This is a genomic window from Streptomyces polyrhachis (assembly GCF_042663125.1).
In the GTDB taxonomy this organism is placed as follows: Bacteria; Actinomycetota; Actinomycetes; order Streptomycetales; family Streptomycetaceae; genus Streptomyces; species Streptomyces polyrhachii.
In genome coordinates this window covers 98,014-116,949 of sequence record NZ_JBHSZO010000012.1, presented here as the reverse complement: position 1 = coordinate 116,949, position 18,936 = coordinate 98,014, and the positions used below count along the sequence as shown (strand labels likewise).

Annotated in this window: 9 protein-coding genes; 5 read left to right on the top strand and 4 right to left on the bottom strand. The window is 74.1% G+C overall.

Going from position 1 to position 18,936, the window contains the following annotated elements; genetic code table 11:
• The first annotated feature begins 13 nt into the window (after positions 1 to 13).
• The 5 genes from ACFQLX_RS10260 (at position 14) to ACFQLX_RS10240 (ending at position 11,598) form a co-directional block, all read left to right on the top strand.
• Positions 14 to 4,954: an NAD-glutamate dehydrogenase gene (locus ACFQLX_RS10260; protein ID WP_386413916.1), complete on the top strand. Its 4,941-nt coding sequence runs from the start codon at positions 14 to 16 to the stop codon at positions 4,952 to 4,954.
• A gap of 462 nt (positions 4,955 to 5,416) precedes the next feature.
• Positions 5,417 to 7,042 (top strand): stealth family protein, encoded by a 1,626-nt coding sequence (locus tag ACFQLX_RS10255; RefSeq protein ID WP_386413915.1) that lies wholly within the window; start codon positions 5,417 to 5,419, stop codon positions 7,040 to 7,042.
• On the top strand, positions 7,039 to 7,824 hold the full coding sequence (locus ACFQLX_RS10250; RefSeq protein WP_386413914.1) for a hypothetical protein: 786 nt from the start codon (positions 7,039 to 7,041) through the stop codon (positions 7,822 to 7,824). The genes ACFQLX_RS10255 and ACFQLX_RS10250 overlap by 4 nt, the downstream gene beginning before the upstream one ends.
• The gene (locus tag ACFQLX_RS10245) at positions 7,821 to 10,721 is read left to right on the top strand and encodes a stealth conserved region 3 domain-containing protein (RefSeq protein WP_386413913.1); all 2,901 of its coding nucleotides are present in this window, start codon (positions 7,821 to 7,823) and stop codon (positions 10,719 to 10,721) included. The genes ACFQLX_RS10250 and ACFQLX_RS10245 overlap by 4 nt, the downstream gene beginning before the upstream one ends.
• A gap of 337 nt (positions 10,722 to 11,058) precedes the next feature.
• On the top strand, positions 11,059 to 11,598 hold the full coding sequence (locus ACFQLX_RS10240; protein WP_386413912.1) for a hypothetical protein: 540 nt from the start codon (positions 11,059 to 11,061) through the stop codon (positions 11,596 to 11,598).
• A gap of 60 nt (positions 11,599 to 11,658) precedes the next feature.
• Here ACFQLX_RS10240 and ACFQLX_RS10235 read toward each other — a convergent pair whose 3' ends face one another.
• The 4 genes from ACFQLX_RS10235 to ACFQLX_RS10220 form a co-directional block, all read right to left on the bottom strand.
• The gene (locus tag ACFQLX_RS10235; protein ID WP_386413911.1) at positions 11,659 to 12,567 is read right to left on the bottom strand and encodes a carbohydrate ABC transporter permease; all 909 of its coding nucleotides are present in this window, start codon (positions 12,565 to 12,567) and stop codon (positions 11,659 to 11,661) included.
• Positions 12,564 to 13,955: a carbohydrate ABC transporter permease gene (locus ACFQLX_RS10230; protein WP_386413910.1), complete on the bottom strand. Its 1,392-nt coding sequence runs from the start codon at positions 13,953 to 13,955 to the stop codon at positions 12,564 to 12,566. Before ACFQLX_RS10230 ends, ACFQLX_RS10235 begins: the two co-directional genes overlap by 4 nt.
• A 9-nt stretch (positions 13,956 to 13,964) precedes the next feature.
• Positions 13,965 to 15,347, bottom strand: a complete 1,383-nt coding sequence (locus ACFQLX_RS10225; protein ID WP_386413909.1) for an ABC transporter substrate-binding protein — start codon at positions 15,345 to 15,347, stop codon at positions 13,965 to 13,967.
• A 241-nt stretch (positions 15,348 to 15,588) separates the two neighbouring features.
• Entirely contained in the window at positions 15,589 to 18,762 is a 3,174-nt protein-coding gene (locus ACFQLX_RS10220; protein WP_386413908.1) for an FtsK/SpoIIIE domain-containing protein, read from the bottom strand.
• Between the last annotated feature and the right edge of the window lie 174 nt (positions 18,763 to 18,936).

Here is an 18,936-nt window from a genome sequence, read left to right as displayed (position 1 = left end):
GGAGTCAGAGGACATGCAGACCAAGCTGGACGAAGCCAAGGCAGAGCTGCTCGACCGAGCCGCCGAGGTCGCCGAGAAGGGTGAGGGGGGACTCGCCCCCGACGCCCTCGCCGCGTACCTCCAGCGCTACTACCTGCACGCTGCTGCCGAGGACCTCGTCGACCGGGACCCGGTCGACGCCTTCGGCGCCGCTGTCTCCCACTACCGGCTGGCCCAGAACCGCCCCCAGGGCACGGCCAACATCAAGGTGCACACCCCGACCGTCGAGGAGAACGGCTGGACCTCCAGCCACTCCGTGGTCGAGGTCGTCACCGACGACATGCCCTTCCTGGTCGACTCCGTCACCAACGAGCTGACGCGCCAGGGCCGCGGCATCCACCTGGTGATCCACCCCCAGGTGATCGTGCGCCGTGACGTCACGGGCAAGCTGCTGGAGGTGCTGCCCAAGTCCAGCGGCCAGCTCCCGCACGACGCCCTCACCGAGTCGTGGATCCACGTCGAGATGGACCGCGAGACCGACCGCGGCGACCTCAAGCAGATCGCCGCCGACCTGCAGAGCGTCCTGTCCGACGTCCGCGAGTCCGTCGAGGACTGGCAGAAGATGCGCGACGCCGCGCTGCGGATCGCCGACGACCTGGCCGACGAGCCGCTGCCGCAGGACATCCCCGAGCGGGAGGTGGAGGAGGCCCGCGAGCTGATGCGCTGGCTGGCCGGCGACCACTTCACCTTCCTGGGCTACCGCGAGTACCGCCTCTCCCCGGAGAAGCCGGGCGAGGAGCCCGACGGCGAGCTGACCGCCGTACCGGGGACGGGCCTGGGCATCCTGCGCTCCGACCCCCGCCACCAGGAGAGCCCCGGCGGCACGAGCGAGTCCTTCCACCGGCTGCCCGCCGAGGCCCGTGCCAAGGCCCGCGAGCACAAGCTGCTGGTGCTGACCAAGGCCAACAGCCGCGCCACCGTCCACCGGCCGGCCTACCTCGACTACATCGGCGTGAAGAAGTTCGACGCCGCGGGCAACGTGGTGGGCGAGCGCCGCTTCCTCGGCCTGTTCTCCTCCGCCGCGTACACCGAGTCGGTGCGCCGCGTGCCCGTGATCCGGCGCAAGGTCGCCGAGGTGCTGAACCGGGCCGGCTTCACCCCCAACAGCCACGACGGCCGCGACCTGCTGCAGATCCTGGAGACCTACCCGCGCGACGAGCTGTTCCAGACGCCGGCCGCGGAGCTGATGCCGATCGCCACCAGCGTGCTCTACCTGCAGGAGCGCCGCCGGCTGCGGCTCTTCCTGCGCCAGGAGGACTACGGGCGCTACTACTCGGCGCTGGTCTACCTGCCGCGCGACCGCTACACCACCGCCGTGCGGCTGCGGCTGATCAACATCCTCAAGGAGGAGCTGGGCGGCACCTCCGTCGACTTCACCGCCTGGAACACCGAGTCGGTCCTCTCCCGGCTGCACTTCGTCATCCGCGTCGAGCCCGGCACCGCGCTGCGGGAGCTGACGGACGCCGACGTGGCCCGTATCGAGACCAGGCTGGCGGAGGCCTCCCGCTCCTGGACGGACGGCTTCGCCGAGGCGCTGATCGCCGAGTGCGGCGAGGAGCGCGGCTCGGAGCTGGCCCGCCGGTACGCCGAGGCCTTCCCCGAGGGCTACAAGGCCGACTTCACCCCCCGCACGGCGGTCGCCGACCTGCAGCGCTTCGAGCAGCTGACCTCCGCCGGCGGCAAGGAGCCCTTCACCCTCAGCCTCTACGAGCCGGTGGGTGCCGCCCACGACCAGCGGCGGCTGAAGGTCTACGGGGCCGGGGCGCCGTTCTCGCTGACCAAGGTGCTGCCGGTGCTGCAGAACCTGGGCGTGGAGGTCGTCGAGGAGCGGCCCTACGAGCTGCGCTGCGCCGACGGCACCCACGCCTGGGTCTCCGACTTCGGCCTGGTCCTGCCGCCCGCCCCCGGCGGCGGCTCCCATGAGCTGGGCGACGACGCCCGCGAGCGCTTCCAGGACACCTTCACGGCCGTCTGGAACGGCGAGGCGGAGAACGACGGCTTCAACGCCCTGGTGCTGCGCGCCGGGCTGGACTGGCGCGAGGTGATGGTGCTGCGCGCCTACGCCAAGTACCTGCGCCAGGCGGGCTCCACGTTCAGCCAGTCGTACATGGAGGACACCCTCCGCGACAACGTCCACACCACCCGGCTGCTGGTCAGCCTCTTCCAGGCGCGGATGTCCCCCGACCACCAGCGGGCGGGCACCGAGCTGACCGACGGGATCCTCGAGGAGCTGGACGGCGCGCTCGACCAGGTCGCCTCGCTGGACGAGGACCGCATCCTGCGCGCCTTCCTCACGGTCATCAAGGCGACCCTGCGGACGAACTACTTCCAGCAGGACAGCGCCGGCCGGCCCCACTCCTACGTCTCCTTCAAGCTCGACCCGCAGGCCATCCCCGATCTGCCGGCGCCCCGTCCGGCGTACGAGATCTGGGTGTACTCGCCCCGGGTGGAGGGTGTGCACCTGCGCTTCGGCAAGGTCGCGCGCGGCGGCCTGCGCTGGTCGGACCGGCGGGAGGACTTCCGCACCGAGGTCCTGGGCCTGGTGAAGGCGCAGGAGGTCAAGAACACCGTCATCGTCCCCGTGGGCGCCAAGGGCGGCTTCGTCGGCAAGCAGCTGCCCGATCCGGCCGCCGACCGCGAGGCGTGGCTGGCGGAGGGCATCGCCAGCTACAAGACCTTCATCTCCGGCATGCTCGACATCACCGACAACCTCGTCGGCGGCCAGGTCGTGCACCCCGAGAGTGTGGTCCGCCACGACGAGGACGACACCTACCTGGTGGTCGCGGCCGACAAGGGCACCGCGACGTTCTCCGACATCGCCAACGAGGTCGCCCAGGACTACGGCTTCTGGCTCGGCGACGCCTTCGCCTCCGGTGGCTCCGCCGGCTACGACCACAAGGGCATGGGCATCACCGCCCGCGGTGCCTGGGAGTCGGTCGAGCGGCACTTCCGCGAGCTGGGCGTCGACACCCAGACCGAGGACTTCACCGCGGTGGGCATCGGCGACATGTCCGGCGACGTCTTCGGCAACGGCATGCTGCTCAGCGAGCACATCCGGTTGGTGGCCGCCTTCGACCACCGGCACATCTTCGTCGACCCCGAGCCGGACGCCGCCGTCGGCTACGCCGAGCGCCGCCGCCTCTTCGAGCTGCCGCGCTCCTCGTGGGCCGACTACGACACCGGGCTGATCTCCGCGGGCGGCGGCGTCTTCCCCCGTACCGCGAAGTCGATCCCGGTGAGTGCCAGGCTCCGCGCGGCGCTGGGCATCGAGGAGCCCGTCGCCAAGATGACCCCGGCCGAGCTGATGAAGGCGATCCTGCGGGCCCCGGTGGACCTGCTGTGGAACGGCGGCATCGGCACGTACGTGAAGTCCACCGCCGAGACCCACGCCGACGTCGGCGACAAGGCCAACGACGCGATCCGCGTCAACGGCGCCGACGTGCGCGCCAAGGTCATCGGCGAGGGCGGCAACCTGGGCGCCACCCAGCTCGGCCGGATCGAGTTCTCCCGCGAGGGCGGTCCCGAGGGCACCGGCGGGCGGATGAACACCGACGCCATCGACAACAGCGCGGGTGTGGACACCTCCGACCACGAGGTGAACATCAAGATCCTGCTCAACTCGGTCGTCGCGGACGGGGACATGACCGTCAAGCAGCGCAACAAGCTGCTGGCCGAGATGACGGACGAGGTGGCCCAGCTGGTGCTGCGCACCAACTACGCGCAGAACACCGCGCTGGCCAACGCCGCCGCCCAGGCCCCCGAGCTGCTGCACGCGCAGGCGCGGCTGATGCGCAGGCTGGGCCGCGAGGGGCAGCTGGACCGGGCGCTGGAGTTCCTGCCGTCCGACAAGCAGATCCGCGATCGGCAGGCGGCGGGACTGGGGCTCACCCAGCCCGAGCTGGCCGTGCTGCTGGCGTACGTGAAGATCACCGCCGCCGAGGAGCTGATCGCCACCGGGCTGCCGGACGACCCGTACCTGGAGGGGCTGCTCTTCGAGTACTTCCCGGAGGACGTGCGCGAGCGCTTCGCCGAGCAGATCAAGGCGCATCCGCTGCGGCGGGAGATCATCACCACGGTGCTGGTCAACGACACGCTCAACTTCGGTGGTACGACCTTCCTGCACCGGCTGCGCGAGGAGAGCGGGGCGTCCACCGAGGAGGTCGTGCGGGCGCACACCGCGGCGCGGGCGATCTTCCGGCTCGGGGAGTTCTGGGCCGCGGTCGAGGCGCTGGACAACGAGGTGCCGGCGGAGGTGCAGACGCGGATCCGGCTGCACTCGCGGCGGCTCGTCGAGCGCGGGACGCGCTGGCTGCTCAACAACCGGCCGCAGCCGCTGCAGCTCACGGAGACGATCGAGTTCTTCTCCGAGCGCGTCGGCGAGGTCTGGGAGCGGCTGCCGCAGCTGCTGCGCGGGGCGGACCTGGAGTGGTACCAGAAGGTCCACGACGAGCTGGTCGCCGGCGGGGTGCCGGCGGAGCTGGCGCAGCGGGTGGCCGGCTTCTCCTCCGCGTTCCCGATCCTGGACGTGGTCGCGGTCGCGGACCGGATGGGCATGGACGCGATGGAGGTCGCGGACGTCTACTACGACCTCGCGGACCGACTGCGGATCAGCCAGCTGATGGACCGGGTGATCGAACTGCCGCGCTCCGACCGCTGGCAGTCGATGGCGCGGGCGTCGATCCGGGAGGACCTGTACGCGGCGCATCAGCTGCTGGCGGCGGACGTGCTCGCCGTCGAGGTCGAGGCGTCGGCCACGCCGGAGGAGCGGTTCAAGGCGTGGGAGCAGAAGAACGCGGCGATTCTCGGGCGGGCGCGGGCGACGTTGGAGGAGATCCAGAACTCGGACTCCTTCGATCTGGCGAACCTGTCGGTGGCTATGCGGACGATGCGGACGCTGCTTCGCAGCAACCGGTGAGGGGCTGACGCGGTCGGGTGTTCTGGGGGCTGCGCCCCCAGACCCCCGTCGCGCCTGGCGGCGCTCGCCCTCAAACGCCGGGCGGGCTGGGATTGCGGTTGCGCTGGGTTGTCGGGTGCGGGCGGGCTGGGATTGCGGTCGGGCTGGGTTGTCGGGTGCAAGCAGGCTGGGATTCGGGTCGGGCTGGGTTGTCGGGTGCGGGCGGGCTGGGATTCCGGTTGGGCTGGGTTCTCGAACGCCGGGCCGACCGGGGTTCCGGTGGGGTTCGGTTGTCGGGTGCCGCCATGCGTGGGGGGTGAGGGTGTGCCGCGTTTCTGCTTGATCGGAATGGGCTAATTCGGGTATTCAGGTCAAATGGTGACCGTGGAGCCCCGTGTCAATCCTGAGACGTCTGCCGTTGTGGCCGCCTATCGGCGGGCTGTTCCCGTGTCGCTGCGGCGGGTTATCGCCGATCGGTACTCCGTGCAACTGCGGCGGGACATCAAGGCGCGGATCGCCAGGGCCGCGCCCGCGCGGCAGGTGGGGCGGCTGCGGGCCGCCGCGCTGGCGCGGCGGTGGGGTGAGCTGGCGCGGGTGCCGGGGCGGGTCGTGGTGGTGGACGGCGGGCAGCCGCGGATCGCGCACGTGCAGCGCGACCTCTCGCCGGTGCACGCGCGGCGGGCGGGGCTGGTGGCGGTCACGCGGGCGCTCAAGGGTGCGGGCGTCGACTTCTTCGTGGTGCGGGGCAGGCCCCGCGGGCCCAGCGTGGTCGCCGTGCCCGAGCCGCAGCGGCGCCGGGCGGTCGGGGCGCTGGCGCGGCTGGCCAAGGCGCAGCCCGCCTATGTGGGAGTGCCGGGGCGCCCGCCCGTGCCCGGGTTCGAGGCGGCCGGCTGGCGGCGGGTCGCCGGGGCGCCGGTGCTCGCGCTGACGTGGTTCCGTACCACCGCGTTCGGGGCGCCCGTACTGGGTGAGCGCTACGCCTGCGAGGTGGAGTTCTGGACGCAGGAGGGCGAGCGGCTCTACGCGCCGCGGCCCGAGCGCGTCACCGAGTCGGTCGCGGCGCACGCCGAGCCCGTGACACTGCCCGACGCGAGCGACTGGGGCTGCGGGCGGCTGAAGGTCCGCACCCGCGCGGAGTTCACCAGCCCGCTGCCCGACGACGTCCGCTTCCCCGTCGACGCGGTCTACACCTGGGTCGACGGCTCGGACCCCGCCTGGCTGCGCCGGCGCGCCCGCTACAGCGGGACGGCCTACCACGCGGAGGCCGCCAACGCCGCCCGGTACGCCGACCACGACGAACTGCGCTACTCCCTGCGGTCGTTGGCCACGTACGCGCCCTGGATCCGCAACGTCTACCTGGTCACCGACGACCAGGTGCCCTCCTGGCTGGACACCGCCCATCCGAGCCTGCGCGTCGTCAGCCACCGCGAGGTCTTCCGCGACCCGGACGTGCTGCCGACCTTCAACTCCCACGCCATCGAGAGCCAGTTGCACCGCATCGAGGGCCTGAGCGAGCACTTCCTCTACTTCAACGACGACGTCTTCCTCGGCGCGGAGGCGCTGCCCCAGGACTTCTTCCTGGCCAACGGGCTGACGAAGTACTTCCCCTCCCCGGCGCTGGTCCCCCTCGGCGCCCCCGGCGACGAGGACGTCCCCGTCTCCGTCGCCGCCAAGAACAACCGCGCCCTGATCGAACGCCGCTTCGGCGCGACGCCCGTGCAGAAGATGAAGCACACCCCGCACGCGCTGCGCCGGAGCGTACTGGAGGAGATCGAGCGGGAGTTCGCCGCCGAGCACGCCGCCACGGCCTCCCACCGCTTCCGCAGCCGCGAGGACCTGGCCATCCCCTCCTCGCTGCACCACTACTACGCCTTCTTCACCGGCCGCGCGACCAGCGCCCGCATCCGCTACGCCTACCTCGACCTCTCCCACCCCAACGCGGGGGCGAGACTGGACAGACTGCTGGCCCGCCGCGACCGCACCGTCTTCTGCGTCAACGACACCCTCTCCCAGGAGGAGGACACCGCCGGGCACACCGCGCTGCTGCGGCCCTTCCTGGAGGCGTACTTCCCGATCCCCAGCCCCTACGAGCTGGGGGAGGGGGAGTGAGCGCGCGCCGCCTGATCGCCACCCTGCTGCGCCGCCCGCTGCCCCGGCTGCGCGCCGCGCACCTGTCCGTACTCGACGGCCGGACGCTCAACATCTGCCTGCGCCTGCCCGACGACACGGCCACCGCGCACCTGGACGGCTTCGGTGAACTGACGCTGGGCGCCGGTACGTTCAGCGCCGCCCACATCGACGGCACCGTCCCGCTGCGCGTCGAGGTCACCCCCGTACGGGGCCGCCCCCGCCGCTACGCCGTGGACGTCCCCGCCCCGCGCGGCGACGGCCCGACCCTTCCCGGCCCCGGCGCACCGGTGGGCCTGTGCCGGGAAGGGGGCCGCGAGCAGGGCGCCGCGGCCCTGCGCCGCACACCCCCGGCGCCCGGCGCGGAGGTCGAGGACGTCGAGGTCGGCTGGACCCGCGTGACCGTACGGGGGCGGCTCCTGGGCGCCTCCCCGGCCGGAGCGGTGGCCGAACTGGCGCTCAGGAGCGGGGAGTTCACGGTCGAGCTGCCCACCCGCTGGGACGGCGACCGCTTCACCGCCCACCTCGGTCCCGGCCCGCTGGCGCAGGCGGTCCGCGAGCAGACGTACGACCTGCGCCTGCGCCTGCCCGGCGGCGGCCGGCCGCTGCGGATGGGCCGGCTGCGCACGGACGTCGCCGCGCCGAAGAAGGTCTTCCGGCTGCCCGACCGGCTGCTGCTCGACCCCTCGGGGCTGCGCGTGCGCGTCGCCCCGTACTACACCCCCACCGGCCGGCTCGCCCTCACCGCGGAGCGCCTGACATGACACCGAGCCCCGCGAAGAGCCCGACGCAGAGCCCGGCGCAGCGCCCCGCGCAGACCCCCGCACCGGCCATGAAGCTGACCTTCCTCATCACCTGGATCGACGAGATGGGCGGCACCGAGCGCGCCGTCCTCACCCAGGCGCGCCATCTCGCCGCCGCCGGGCACGAGGTGGAGGTGCTCGGCGTCTTCCGCACCCGCGAGGAGTCCTTCTTCGCGGCGGGCGACGGCGTGCGCGTGCGCTATCTCGTCGACCGTACGGGCCCCTGGCCGCGCCCGGTGCGCGCGCACACGCTCGGCGAGGACGAGTGCCGGGCGCTCGCCGCCCGGCGCAGCACGATCGTCGACCCGCGCTGGGAGCCGGCCTTCGACGGCCTCTCCGACGCCGAACTCGCCCTGGCACTGCGCTCCTTGGACGCGGACGCGGTGATCACCACCTCACCGGCCCTGATGTCGGCGGTGGCGGACCTGGCGCCGGCCGGCGTCCTCACCGTCCACCAGGAGCACCGCGCCTCGCAGGTACGCGGCGACACCGGCGGACCGCTGCTGGCGCGGGCGCCGGAGATGGACGCGGTGGTCGTACCGACCGACTGGACCCGGGGCTGGCTGGCGGAGTCCCTCGGCGCCTGCGCGCCCCGACTGGAGGTCATCCCCAACGCGCTGCCGGAGGGCTTTCGCCCGCGCTCCTCGCGCGCCGGCCGCACGGTCGTGGTGGCCGGCCGGCTGGTGGCCGACAAGCGGATCGACCACGCCGTCATCGCCTTCGCCAAGGCGCGGGTGGAGCACCCCGGCTGGCGGCTGCGGATCTTCGGCGACGGCCCGCTGACGGGGCGGGTGCGGCGGCTGGTCGGCGAGCTGGGGCTGCACAACCATGTCGAACTCCTCGGCGCCACCCGGCACATGGCCGACGAGTGGGCCAAGGCGTCCCTCGCCGTGCTCCCCTCGACGGCGGAGGGCTTCGGACTGGTGCTGGCCGAGGCACTGGCGGCGGGCGTGCCGGCGGTCGCGTACGACGTGCCCAGCGGGCCGGTGGAGATCATCCGGCACGGGGTGGACGGGCTGCTGGTGCCGCCGGGCGACACCGAGGCGCTCGCGGCGGCCATGGGCCGGCTGATGGGCGACGAGCACCTGCTGCACACCCTGGGGGAGAACGCCGCCCGGGGCGCCGGGCGCTTCGCGGCCCGCGAGGTCGACGCCCGCTGGGAGGCGCTCCTGCGTGAGCTGTACGACCAGCGCCTCGACCCCCGCCGCCAGGCCCGGCGCGCGGACCGCGCGGCCCGCCGGCAGGCGGTGGCGGGCGGCGGCTTCCAGCCGCAGGCCACCGCCTCGCCGCTCTCGCCCTCGCGGGGGGAGCAGCGCGAGCGCGAGGACGAGCTGATGCGAACGGCTCTCCCCTTGCGGCGACTTGTCCGCTCGGCGGGCCAACTCGCCGAGATCCGCGACGACCTGCGGGCCGGCGACGCCTACGAGGCCAACCTCGACCTCGCCGCCGACGCCCTCGAATCCGCCGCGATCCCCTACGTCCTGCTGCGCACCACCACCGGCCACCCCCACCGCCGCCTCGCCGTCGACGCCGCACTGCGGCAGCAGGTGTACGAGGCCCTCGCGGCGGCCTACGCCGGCCAGGCGGTCTACGCGGAGCTGCTGAACCCGGCGACGGACGCCCCCGGCGCCGTACTGGCGGAAAGGACCCCGGAGTTGGGGGAGACGGCCGGTCTGCGGCTCTACCGGCCCTGCGTCACGGCCGGCCGCACCCTGCGCTACGGGCCGCTCTTCGGCTGCGACATCGAGTTCTGGGACCGGGACGAGACCGGCACGCCCACCACTCCCACCCGCCCGCACGCCCTGGGCACCACCCTGCCCGCCCTGCGCCCCGACACCGCGACCCGCGCCGGCGGCCGCGAGCGCACCACGCTGGAGTGCTTCACCGCCCCGCTCGTCACCGACCTCGACTTCCCCGTCGACGCCGTCTACACCTGGGTCGACGACACCGACCCCGCCTGGCGCACCCGCCTGGACGCCCGCCGGGCCGGGCTGGGCCTGGATGCGGCCGGGAGCGCCGTCGCGGGCGACGCCCCGGTGCGCTTCCGCAACCGCGACGAACTGCGCTACAGCCTGCGCTCGCTGGCGATGTACGCGCCGTGGATCCGGCGCGTCTTCCTGGTCACGGACGACCAGCGGCCCGAGTGGCTGGCGGCGGAGCACCCGGGGCTGGAGCTCGTCGCGCACCGGGACGTCTTCGCCGAGCCGGACGCGCTGCCGGTCTTCAACTCCCATGCCATCGAGAGCCAGTTGCACCGCATCGAGGGTCTGAGCGAGCACTTCCTCTACGTCAACGACGACGTCTTCCTCGGCCGCACCCTCACCCCCGGCGCCTTCTTCCACTCCAACGGCGCCACCCGCTTCTTCTGGTCCCCCACGGCCGTCCCCGCGGGCGCGGCCACCGAGCACGACGAGCCGGTCTTCGCGGCGGCCAAGAACAACCGGGAGCTGCTGCGGAGCCGCTTCGGGGTCGCCGCCACCCACTGCTTCCTGCACACCCCGCACGCCCTGCGCCGCAGTGTGCTGGAGCGGATGCACGAGGAGTTCCCCGAGGCGCTGGGCCGCACCGCCCGCTCCCCGCTGCGCGGTTGGCGCGACGTGGCGCCGCTGTCCTCCCTGGCCCACCACTACGGCTACCTCACCGGCAGCGCGGTGCCGGGCAGCCTGCGCTACGGCTATGTGGACATGGGCAGGCGCGAGCAGCAGGCCCAGCTCAGCCGGCTGCTGGCGACGCGCGGCAAGGACGCGTTCTGCCTCGGCGAGGGACCGGAGGCGGACGTCCCGGCGGAGGAGCAGGCGGCGGTCATGCGGGCGTTCCTGGAGGCGTACTTCCCCGTGCCGGGACCCTACGAGCGCTGAGGGTACGTCTCCGGCTCAGGTGTGCGTACGGTCACCCGTGGCGGGGACCCCGTATCCCGGCCTCAGGTGATCGACTGCCGTCTGCCGCATGGAAGATGACCTTGCTGCCGGCTCTCCGCCACCCGGCCCCGACCTGCGCCGACGCCGTACGGACCGCCGCCTCCGGAGCGCGGGCGCCCGGCCCGATGAACGCCGACCGTACCGTCGTACCGGCCCCCAATCAGCCGATGAGGTGCGTAATGCGCCGACCGGGTGGGGCTGTTCGGGGGGACGTGACGGCCGCCCGGCGCGCCGCGTTGGCCCGGCGACAGAACACGCCCTAGTGGAGGCGCCAGCCATGACGGTCACCAGCATCGGCAGCGAGCCCGCGATCCTCGTACGGGATGACCGCGCCTACGTCGGCTGCCCGGAGTTCTTCGACCCCGAGCGGCTCATCGGCGACGAGTTCTTCGACGTCACCGAGACCACCGCCCGCCGCCTCGCCACCCAGCGCTTCGAACTGGCCTCCGCCATCTGGGAGATGGACGCGGGCGGCCGGCTGCAGGCGCTGATGCTGATCGCCCGCAGCTCGATGACCGACCTGATCGCCATGGGCGACGCCCCCGTGCGGGTCAACCACGGGGCGCGGGCCGACCTGGTCAGCCTCGCGCCCTCACCCGGCGGCACCGAGATCGTGGTGCGGGTCAAGCCCTGGGAGCTGCCCGCAATGTGGCCGCTGGGGCTGCGGATCCACGCCCTCGGCGTGATCCGCGCGGCGAGCGTCCCGGCGGGGCTGCTGCTGCCCCGGATCGACTACCGCCGGGGACTGCGCCGCTTCACCTCCACCGGCGCCATCGACCCCCTCGGCCGCCTCGTGGTCCTCACCCGGCGGCGCTGAGTCCCGCAGCCGAGCCCGTGCCCCAACCCCGCCCGTGCCCCAACCCCGTACGAGAAACCGTCACTTCACCGCGCCGGCCATCACCCCCGAGACGAACTGCCGCTGGAAGGCGAAGAAGACGATCAGCGGGACGATCATCGAGATGAAGCCGCCCGGGGCGATCACGTCGAAGTTGGAGCCGAACTGGCGCACCTCCTGCTGCAGCGCCACCGTGATCGGCGGTTTGGCCGGATCGGCGAAGATCAGGGCGATCAGCATGTCGTTCCAGACCCACAGGAACTGGAAGATGCCCAGCGCCGCGATGGCCGCCCCGCCCAGCGGCAGCACCACCCGCAAGAACAGCCGGAACTCGCCCGCCCCGTCCAGCCGCGCGGCCTCCAGCAGCTCCCGGGGGATCTCCGCGAAGAAGTTGCGCAGCAGGAAGATGGCGAACGGCAGCCCGAACGCCGTGTGGAAGAGCACCACTCCGGCGATGGTGTGGAAGATCCCGAGGTCGCCGAAGAGCCGGGCCAGCGGGATCAGCGCCACCTGCACCGGCACCACCAGCAGCCCGACGACGGCCAGGAACCACCAGTCCCGGCCGGGGAAGTCCATCCAGGCGAAGGCGTAGCCGGCCAGCGAACCGATCAGCACCACCAGCAGCGTGGACGGCACGGTGATCAGCACGGTGGTGAGCAGCGACTCCATCACCGCGTCGTTGCCCAGCAGCGCCTCGTAGTTGGCGGCGGTCAGCTCCGCGGGCGCGGTCAGCACCGTCCACCAGCCGTCGCGGGAGAAGTCCGCCGGATCGCGGAAGGAGGACAGCAGCAGGCCCAGGGTCGGCATCAGCCAGAACAGCGCCACCAGGACCAGGAAGAGCCGCATCAGCCCGCCGCCCGCGCGGGCGGAGAGCCGGGCTCCCAACGAGCGCCGGGGGCGCGGCACTTCGGGGGCCGCGGTGGCGGGCGCGGGGGGAGCGGTGGCGGTCATCGGCGGGTCTCCCTCCGCAGGCGGCGGATGTTGACGATCATCACGGGGATGACCAGCAGGAGCAGCAGCACCGCGATGGCGCTGCCGATGCCGTGGTCCGGGTCGGAGGTGCCGATGCCGACGTTGTAGAGGAGCACCGCCAGCACGGTGGCCTCGTCGGCCGACTCGTTGGGGGCGATGACGTAGACCAGGTCGAAGATCTTCAGCACGTTGATCATGAGGGTGACCATGACCACCACCAGCACCGGGGCCAGCACCGGCACCGTGATGCGGCGGAAGACCTGCCACTCGGTGGCCCCGTCGACCCGGGCGGCCTCCAGCAGCTCGCGCGGGACGGCGGCCAGGCCGGCGGCGATCAGCACCATCGCGAAGCCGGCCCACATCCAGACGTAGCTGCTCATCACGCCCCAGGTGACGACGGAGGGGCCGAGCCAGTACACGCCGTTGTACTTCTGCGCGAAGTTGGCGGCCGGCAGGCGCAGGTGGGCCCCGTCGGCCGAGGCGGGCAGGGCGAAGGTGCCGTCCGCGGCGGTCGTGGCACTCGCGACCACCTCGCCGCCCTTTACCGCCTGGACGGTGATGCCCGCGAGGGCCTTCTCGCCGTCGTCGACGGCGCTCTGGTTGTTGCGTCCGGCCCGCGGCGGCAGTACGTCCAGCCATACGGTGCCGGTGACGCCGGCGGCGTCCGCGGCGGGGCGCCCGGCCGGCTGGGCGGCGGTGACCGCGGTGGGCCGTACCCCCACGACCGGCAGCAGCGCCGGGGTGCCGGAGCGGACCGCCTCCCTGGTGGTGAAGTCGCTCCCGGTCTTCTCCAGCGGGGCGTTCGGGGTCGCCCGGCCCCGGGCGCCCGGCCAGGGGGCGCCGTCGGCGAAGGTGTCGTGGACGGTCGTCCACATGGCGTTGGCGACGCCCCGGTCCGGGTCCGACTCGTACACCAGGCGGAAGATGATGCCCGCCGCCAGCATCGAGATGGCCATCGGCATGAAGACGACCAGCTTGAACGCCGTTCCCCAGCGCACCCGTTCGGTCAGGACGGCGAAGATCAGCCCCAGCGCCGTGCAGACCGCGGGGGCGACGGCCACCCAGATCAGGTTGTTGCGGACGGCTGTGAAGAACGCCTCGTTGGTGAAGACCTCGGTGTAGTTGTCCAGGCCGACGAAGGAGGAGCCGCCCTTGTCGAAGAGGCTGCGGTAGACGGAGTAGACGATCGGGTAGGCGACCAGGGCGCCCAGCAGCGCGAGGGCGGGCAGCAGGAAGACCCCGACCGCCCAACCCCGCGACTTCGTCACTGACCTGTGCGGGCCCGAGGGCGTACGGGCGGCGGGGGCCTCGGTGGCGGGGTCCCCGCCGCCCGCCCCGCCCGGGGCCGCGGTGGCGGCGCTCGACACGGCCGGCCGTCAGCTCTTGAACGCCGCGGCCGCTTCGGCCTCCAGCGCTTTCTGCGCACCGGCCACGTCGTCGGGCTTGGCGAGGAAGTCCTGCAGCGCCTTCCACTCGCCGTCGCCCTTGGTGCCGCCGAAGGCGGCGGGCGCCTGGTCGGACATGTCGAAGCGGACGCTGTCACCGGCGGCGATCAGCGCCTCGGCGCTGGTGCGCTGCACCTCGTCGGGGTAGACCGCCAGGTCGGTGTTCTTGTTGGGGGAGAGGTAGCCGCCCTGCTTGGCCCAGATCTCCGCCGCCTCGGGCGAGGCCAGCCAGGTCAGCAGCGCCTGGGCGCCCTTGCCGTCCTTCAGCGCCACGGCCGCGTCGCCGCCGGTCACCACCGGGGAGGTGTCGCCGACCGGGGGGAAGGGGAAGACCTTGGCGTCCGTACCGATCTTCGCGCCGGTCTCGCCGATGGCCGCCGCCGAGAAGTCGCCCTCGAAGGCCATCGCCGCCTCGGGGGCGTCGGGGTCGGTGAAGGGCTTCTTCATCGAGTCGGGGTAGTCGGTCTTCAGCGCGCCGGCCTTGCCGCCCGCCAACAGGTCGTCGTTTCCCCACAGTTGGGCGAGCGAGGTGAGCGCGTCCTTGACGGAGGGGTCCGTCCACGCGATCTCGTGCTTGGCCAGTTGGTCGTACTTCTCCGGGCCCGCCTGCGAGAGGTAGACGTTCTCGAACCAGTCGGTGAGGGTCCAGCCGTCCGCGCCGCCGACCGAGAGCGGCTGGACACCGGAGTCGGAGATGGTCTGCGCGGTCCGCAGCAGCTCGTCCCAGGTCTTGGGCTCCTGTACGCCCGCGGCCTCGAACGCCGCCGGGCTGTACCACATCAGGGACTTGTTGGCGGCCTTCCAGTAGACGCCGTACTGCTCGCCGTCCACGCTGCCGAGGTCCTGCCAGCCCTGGGAGAAGTTCCTGCCCAGCTCCGCCTTGGCCTCGGCGCCCAGCGGCTTGGCCCAGCCCTTCTGGGCGAACTCCCCGAGCACGCCCACCTGCGGCACCATCACCACGTCCGGCGCGCTGCCGCCCGCGACCTGGGTCGCCACGAAGCCGGCGACGTTGTCACCGGTGGGGACGAAGTCGACCTTGGCGCCGGTGCGCTTGGCGAACTCGTCCAGCACCATCGTGAAGTTGTCCTTCTCGGCGCCCGTCCACACGGCGCCGACCTGCAGCGTCGTCCCGTCCAACCGGGGCAGGGCCACCCCGTCCCCGGACCCCTCGGTGTTCTTGCCGTTGCCGCTGTCCTTGCCGCCGTCGTCGCCGCAGCCCGCCGCGCACAGGGCCAGCAGGCCCGCGCCGGCGAGGGCCAGTGCCGCGCGGCCGGCGCGGCGCCGCGAGCGGATCGACGTGTCAGACCTCTGCATGTCAGCCTCCAAGGAGCCCGTCCCGTGCCAACTGTCCTACGCCTGCGCCCAGTCCTCCGCAATACCGCCTTCCAAGGTCGGCCGTGCATCGTGACCTTGCCGTGATGGGGCGCGGAGGGTGTTTACGGCGCCGGGGCGCGGCAAAGCCCCGGTCAGCCGTCTGCCGGGTCGCCTGCCGCGCGGAAACCGCTGAAGTCCCGTACGGACAGGGGGAGTCGGGCGCGGGGCGGGCAAAAGCGCGCTACGCCAGCGCCGGTGTCGACGTCGCGCCCGCCGACTGCGCGGCCCGCTGCAGGGCGCTCGCCAGCAGCGCCAGGTCCGTCGGCCCGTTGCCCAACTCCCGCAGGGGGCGGCTCGTCGGCGGGGCGCCCATCCGCTCCCACTCCAGGGGGACGACCGTGGGCCGCGCCGTCGCCGTACGCGGAATACGCCCGGTCACCCGGCCCGCCTGGAAGGCCACCGGGGCCTGCCCCGCCTGGTGCAACTCGCCGCGCCCCGGCGGCAGATCGCTGCCGCAGCCCAGCCGCACCAGCAGCCCCGCCTCCGTGCGCGCCGCCGACTGCGCCGTCAGCCCCGGGCGCCCCGAGGCGGCGATCAGGTCGACGCCCAGCCGCCCGCCGTCGCGCACCACGGTGTCCAGCGCCCGCAGCACCGAACCGGCCGCGGGACGGGCCGGACTGCCCAGGGCCGGGGCCGTCAGCGCGTCGTAGTCGTCGACCAGGATGACCAGCCGGGGCTGCTCGGCGAGCGTCTGGCGGGCCAGCCGCATCCGGGCCTCGGGGTCGATGTCGACCGCGGGCGGCGCCGGCTCCCGGCGGCGCAGCCGCAGGGTGCCCTCCCCGAGCTCGTCGAGCACGGGATACCCCGGGGGCGGGGCGTCGAGGTCCCCGAAGCCGGAGACGGTGGGGGCGCCGGGACGGCCGGGCCCGGCCGAGGGGCTGTCGTCCGAGCCCTCGTCGGAGCCCGAGCGCTGGCCCGGCACCGGATACGCGCCGAGCGAGGCCGCCAGCACCTCGGCGCGCCGCTTCAGCTCGGCCGCCAGCGCCTGCGCGAACTCCCGCATCCGGCGCGGGTCGTTGGCCGGGAGGTACGTCGTGACGTGCGGCAGCTCCGTCACCACCCGCAGCCCCTCGCCGCGCTCCGCGCCGCCGCCGTCGATCAGCACCAGCTGCAGCCGGTCGGGCCGCTCCGAGGCGGCCAGGGAGGCCGCCAGCGAACGGATCAGCTCCGTGCGCCCCGAGCCCGCCGGGCCCTCTATGAAGAGATGCCGGACCCCGTCGGTGTCCAGATCCACCTCCAGCGGACCGCGCGCGCAGGCTCCCAGCACCGCCAGCGGCCGGCCCTGCTGCGCCCACCGCGCCGTGAGCGCCGCCGGTGTCGCCCGCGCCAGCCCCAGCTCGTCCAGCAGCCGAACCGAGAGGGGCAGCTCGCCCGCCCGCCCGCCGCCCGCCTCGCGGCCGGCCGGCCGCAGCGGCGCCAGCGCGCGGGCCGGCCGCTCGGCCCAGGCCGCCGAGACCGCGTCCACGATGCCCTGCCGGCCCGAGGACTCCGCCGCCCCCGGCGCATCCCCCGCCCCGCGCGCCGGATCCGCTCCCGCGACCCGGGGCAGGCCCGCCTCCTCCGCGCGGCGCCCCTCCGCCACGGCGGCGGCGAACCAGTCGCCGCCCGGCGAGCCCTGGGGGTCGGGCCCCGGCCCGTACAGCCAGCCGCGCCCCGTGGCGTGCCCCGTGCCGCTCTCCCCGCTGGGCGGCTCCGCGGCCGCGAGCGGGCGGCGCAGCAGCCGCAGCCCCGTGGCCACCTCGCCCGTGAGCAGCCCCACCGCGCCGCACTCCGCGAAGCCCGGCGTGGCCGCGCAGGCGGCGGCATAGCTCTCGGTCAGCGGGGAGCGGGGGGAGGCGGCGGGCGTCGCCGCCAGGCAGAGCAGATGGATGCCCGCCGCCGGACCGCGCACCGCCAGCCGCGCCAGCGCCTCGCGCTGGTCGGGCGGCCCCGGATCGCCGTCCACCACCACGACCGTGTGCGCCGGGCCGCCCGGATCGCGCTCCAGGCGGCGCAGCAGCTCGCCCAGTCGGGCGGCGGCCTGCTCCCTGTCGTACGCCGTCAGCAGCCGGCAGTCCTGGCCGCGCGCCGGACGCAGCTGCGGCAGCCAGCCCAGCCAGGACCAGTCCGCCAGCCGCTCGGCGAGCGGACGCAGCCGGTCCGGGGCGATCAGCACGAGCTCCAGCTCGTCCACCGCGTGCAGCACCGCCAGCTGCGCCAGCACCGAGCGGGCCAGCCCCAGCAGCCGCGGCCGCGGGCCGGCCAGCCCTAGCGAGCCGGCCTCCCGCAGGGAGGCGACCAGCGGCGTGGGCCGCCCCTGCCCGTACGCCGTCCCCAGCCGTACGCTCAGCGCGTCCGGATGCTCCGCGTCGCGCTCCCCGAGCCGCGCACCGGGCAGCCCCTCCTGGGCGCCCCCGAGCGCCGTCAGCAGCACCTCCGCCGGATCGGGCCAGCGCTCGCGCTGCGGCGCCCCGAAGGGGTCGGCCGCCCGGGGGGACGCCCCGGGGAACGGCTCGGCGGTGGTCGGGGCCGGGGTCTGCGCGGACAGGGGCGCCGGGCCCGCGCCGAAGCGCCGCGCCCACGCCTTCAGCCCCCCGCGTCGGACCGGCGCGGTGTCCGCGTGCAGCGAGGGGGCCGGGGTGCCCCGCAGCGGGGTGGCGCCGGGGCCGGGGACGACCAGGCCGCTGCCGTGCGTCCCCCCGGCGTAGAGCGCGTCGTCCGGCGGGGCTTCGGAGAAGGCGGCCGGGCCGGCGCCGGGGGCGGCGTTGCCCGCCACCCGCAGCACGGACTCGCCGACGCGCAGCACGGCCCCCTGCCGCAGCGGCACCGGACGGCGGCCCACCGGGGCGCCGTCCACCGTCGTGCCGTTGGTCGAATCCAGGTCCAGCACCGCCGCGCGGCCGTCGGCGTCCACCGTCACCGCGCAGTGCAGCCGCGAGACGTCCGGGTCGTCGAGCGGGACCTCGGCGTCCGCCGAGCGCCCGATGCGCACCTGGCCGCCGTGCAGGAGATGCACCCCGCCGGCGTCGGGACCGGAGGCCACCAGCAGCCGCACCGGGGCGTCGGCGGGCTCGCCCGCCACCCCGGGCGCGCCCAGGCCGAGCACCGCCCCGTCCACCAGCGGGGGCTCGCCGAGGATGCTGCGGTCCGGGTCGAGCAGCCGCTCCCCGGCGTAGAGCGCGCCGCCGGCGGGGGGCGGCGCGCCGGCGCCTCCCGCCGCACCCTCCAGCGCACCCGCCGCGGCCACCGCGTCGGCGAGGCCGACCGCGACGGCGGACAGCGGTGTACCGGACGGCGCGGTGACGAGCACGTCCACGCTCGAACCCCGCCCGCCCTGAGGACCCTGCGGCCCCAGAACGGTCATCCGGATCTGCATCAGCGGCCACCGGCCCCTTCTCGCATCGGTCTCGCATCGGTGCGTGGCTGGCATCCTCCCATCTCCCACTGACACCCGGTGCCCGGCCCGGAGTTGGCGGATCTTGATTGGTCGCCCGGTGACGTGAATATGCCTGCTTGGGACCGCGATTGTCCGCGTTCGTACGAGCGCCGC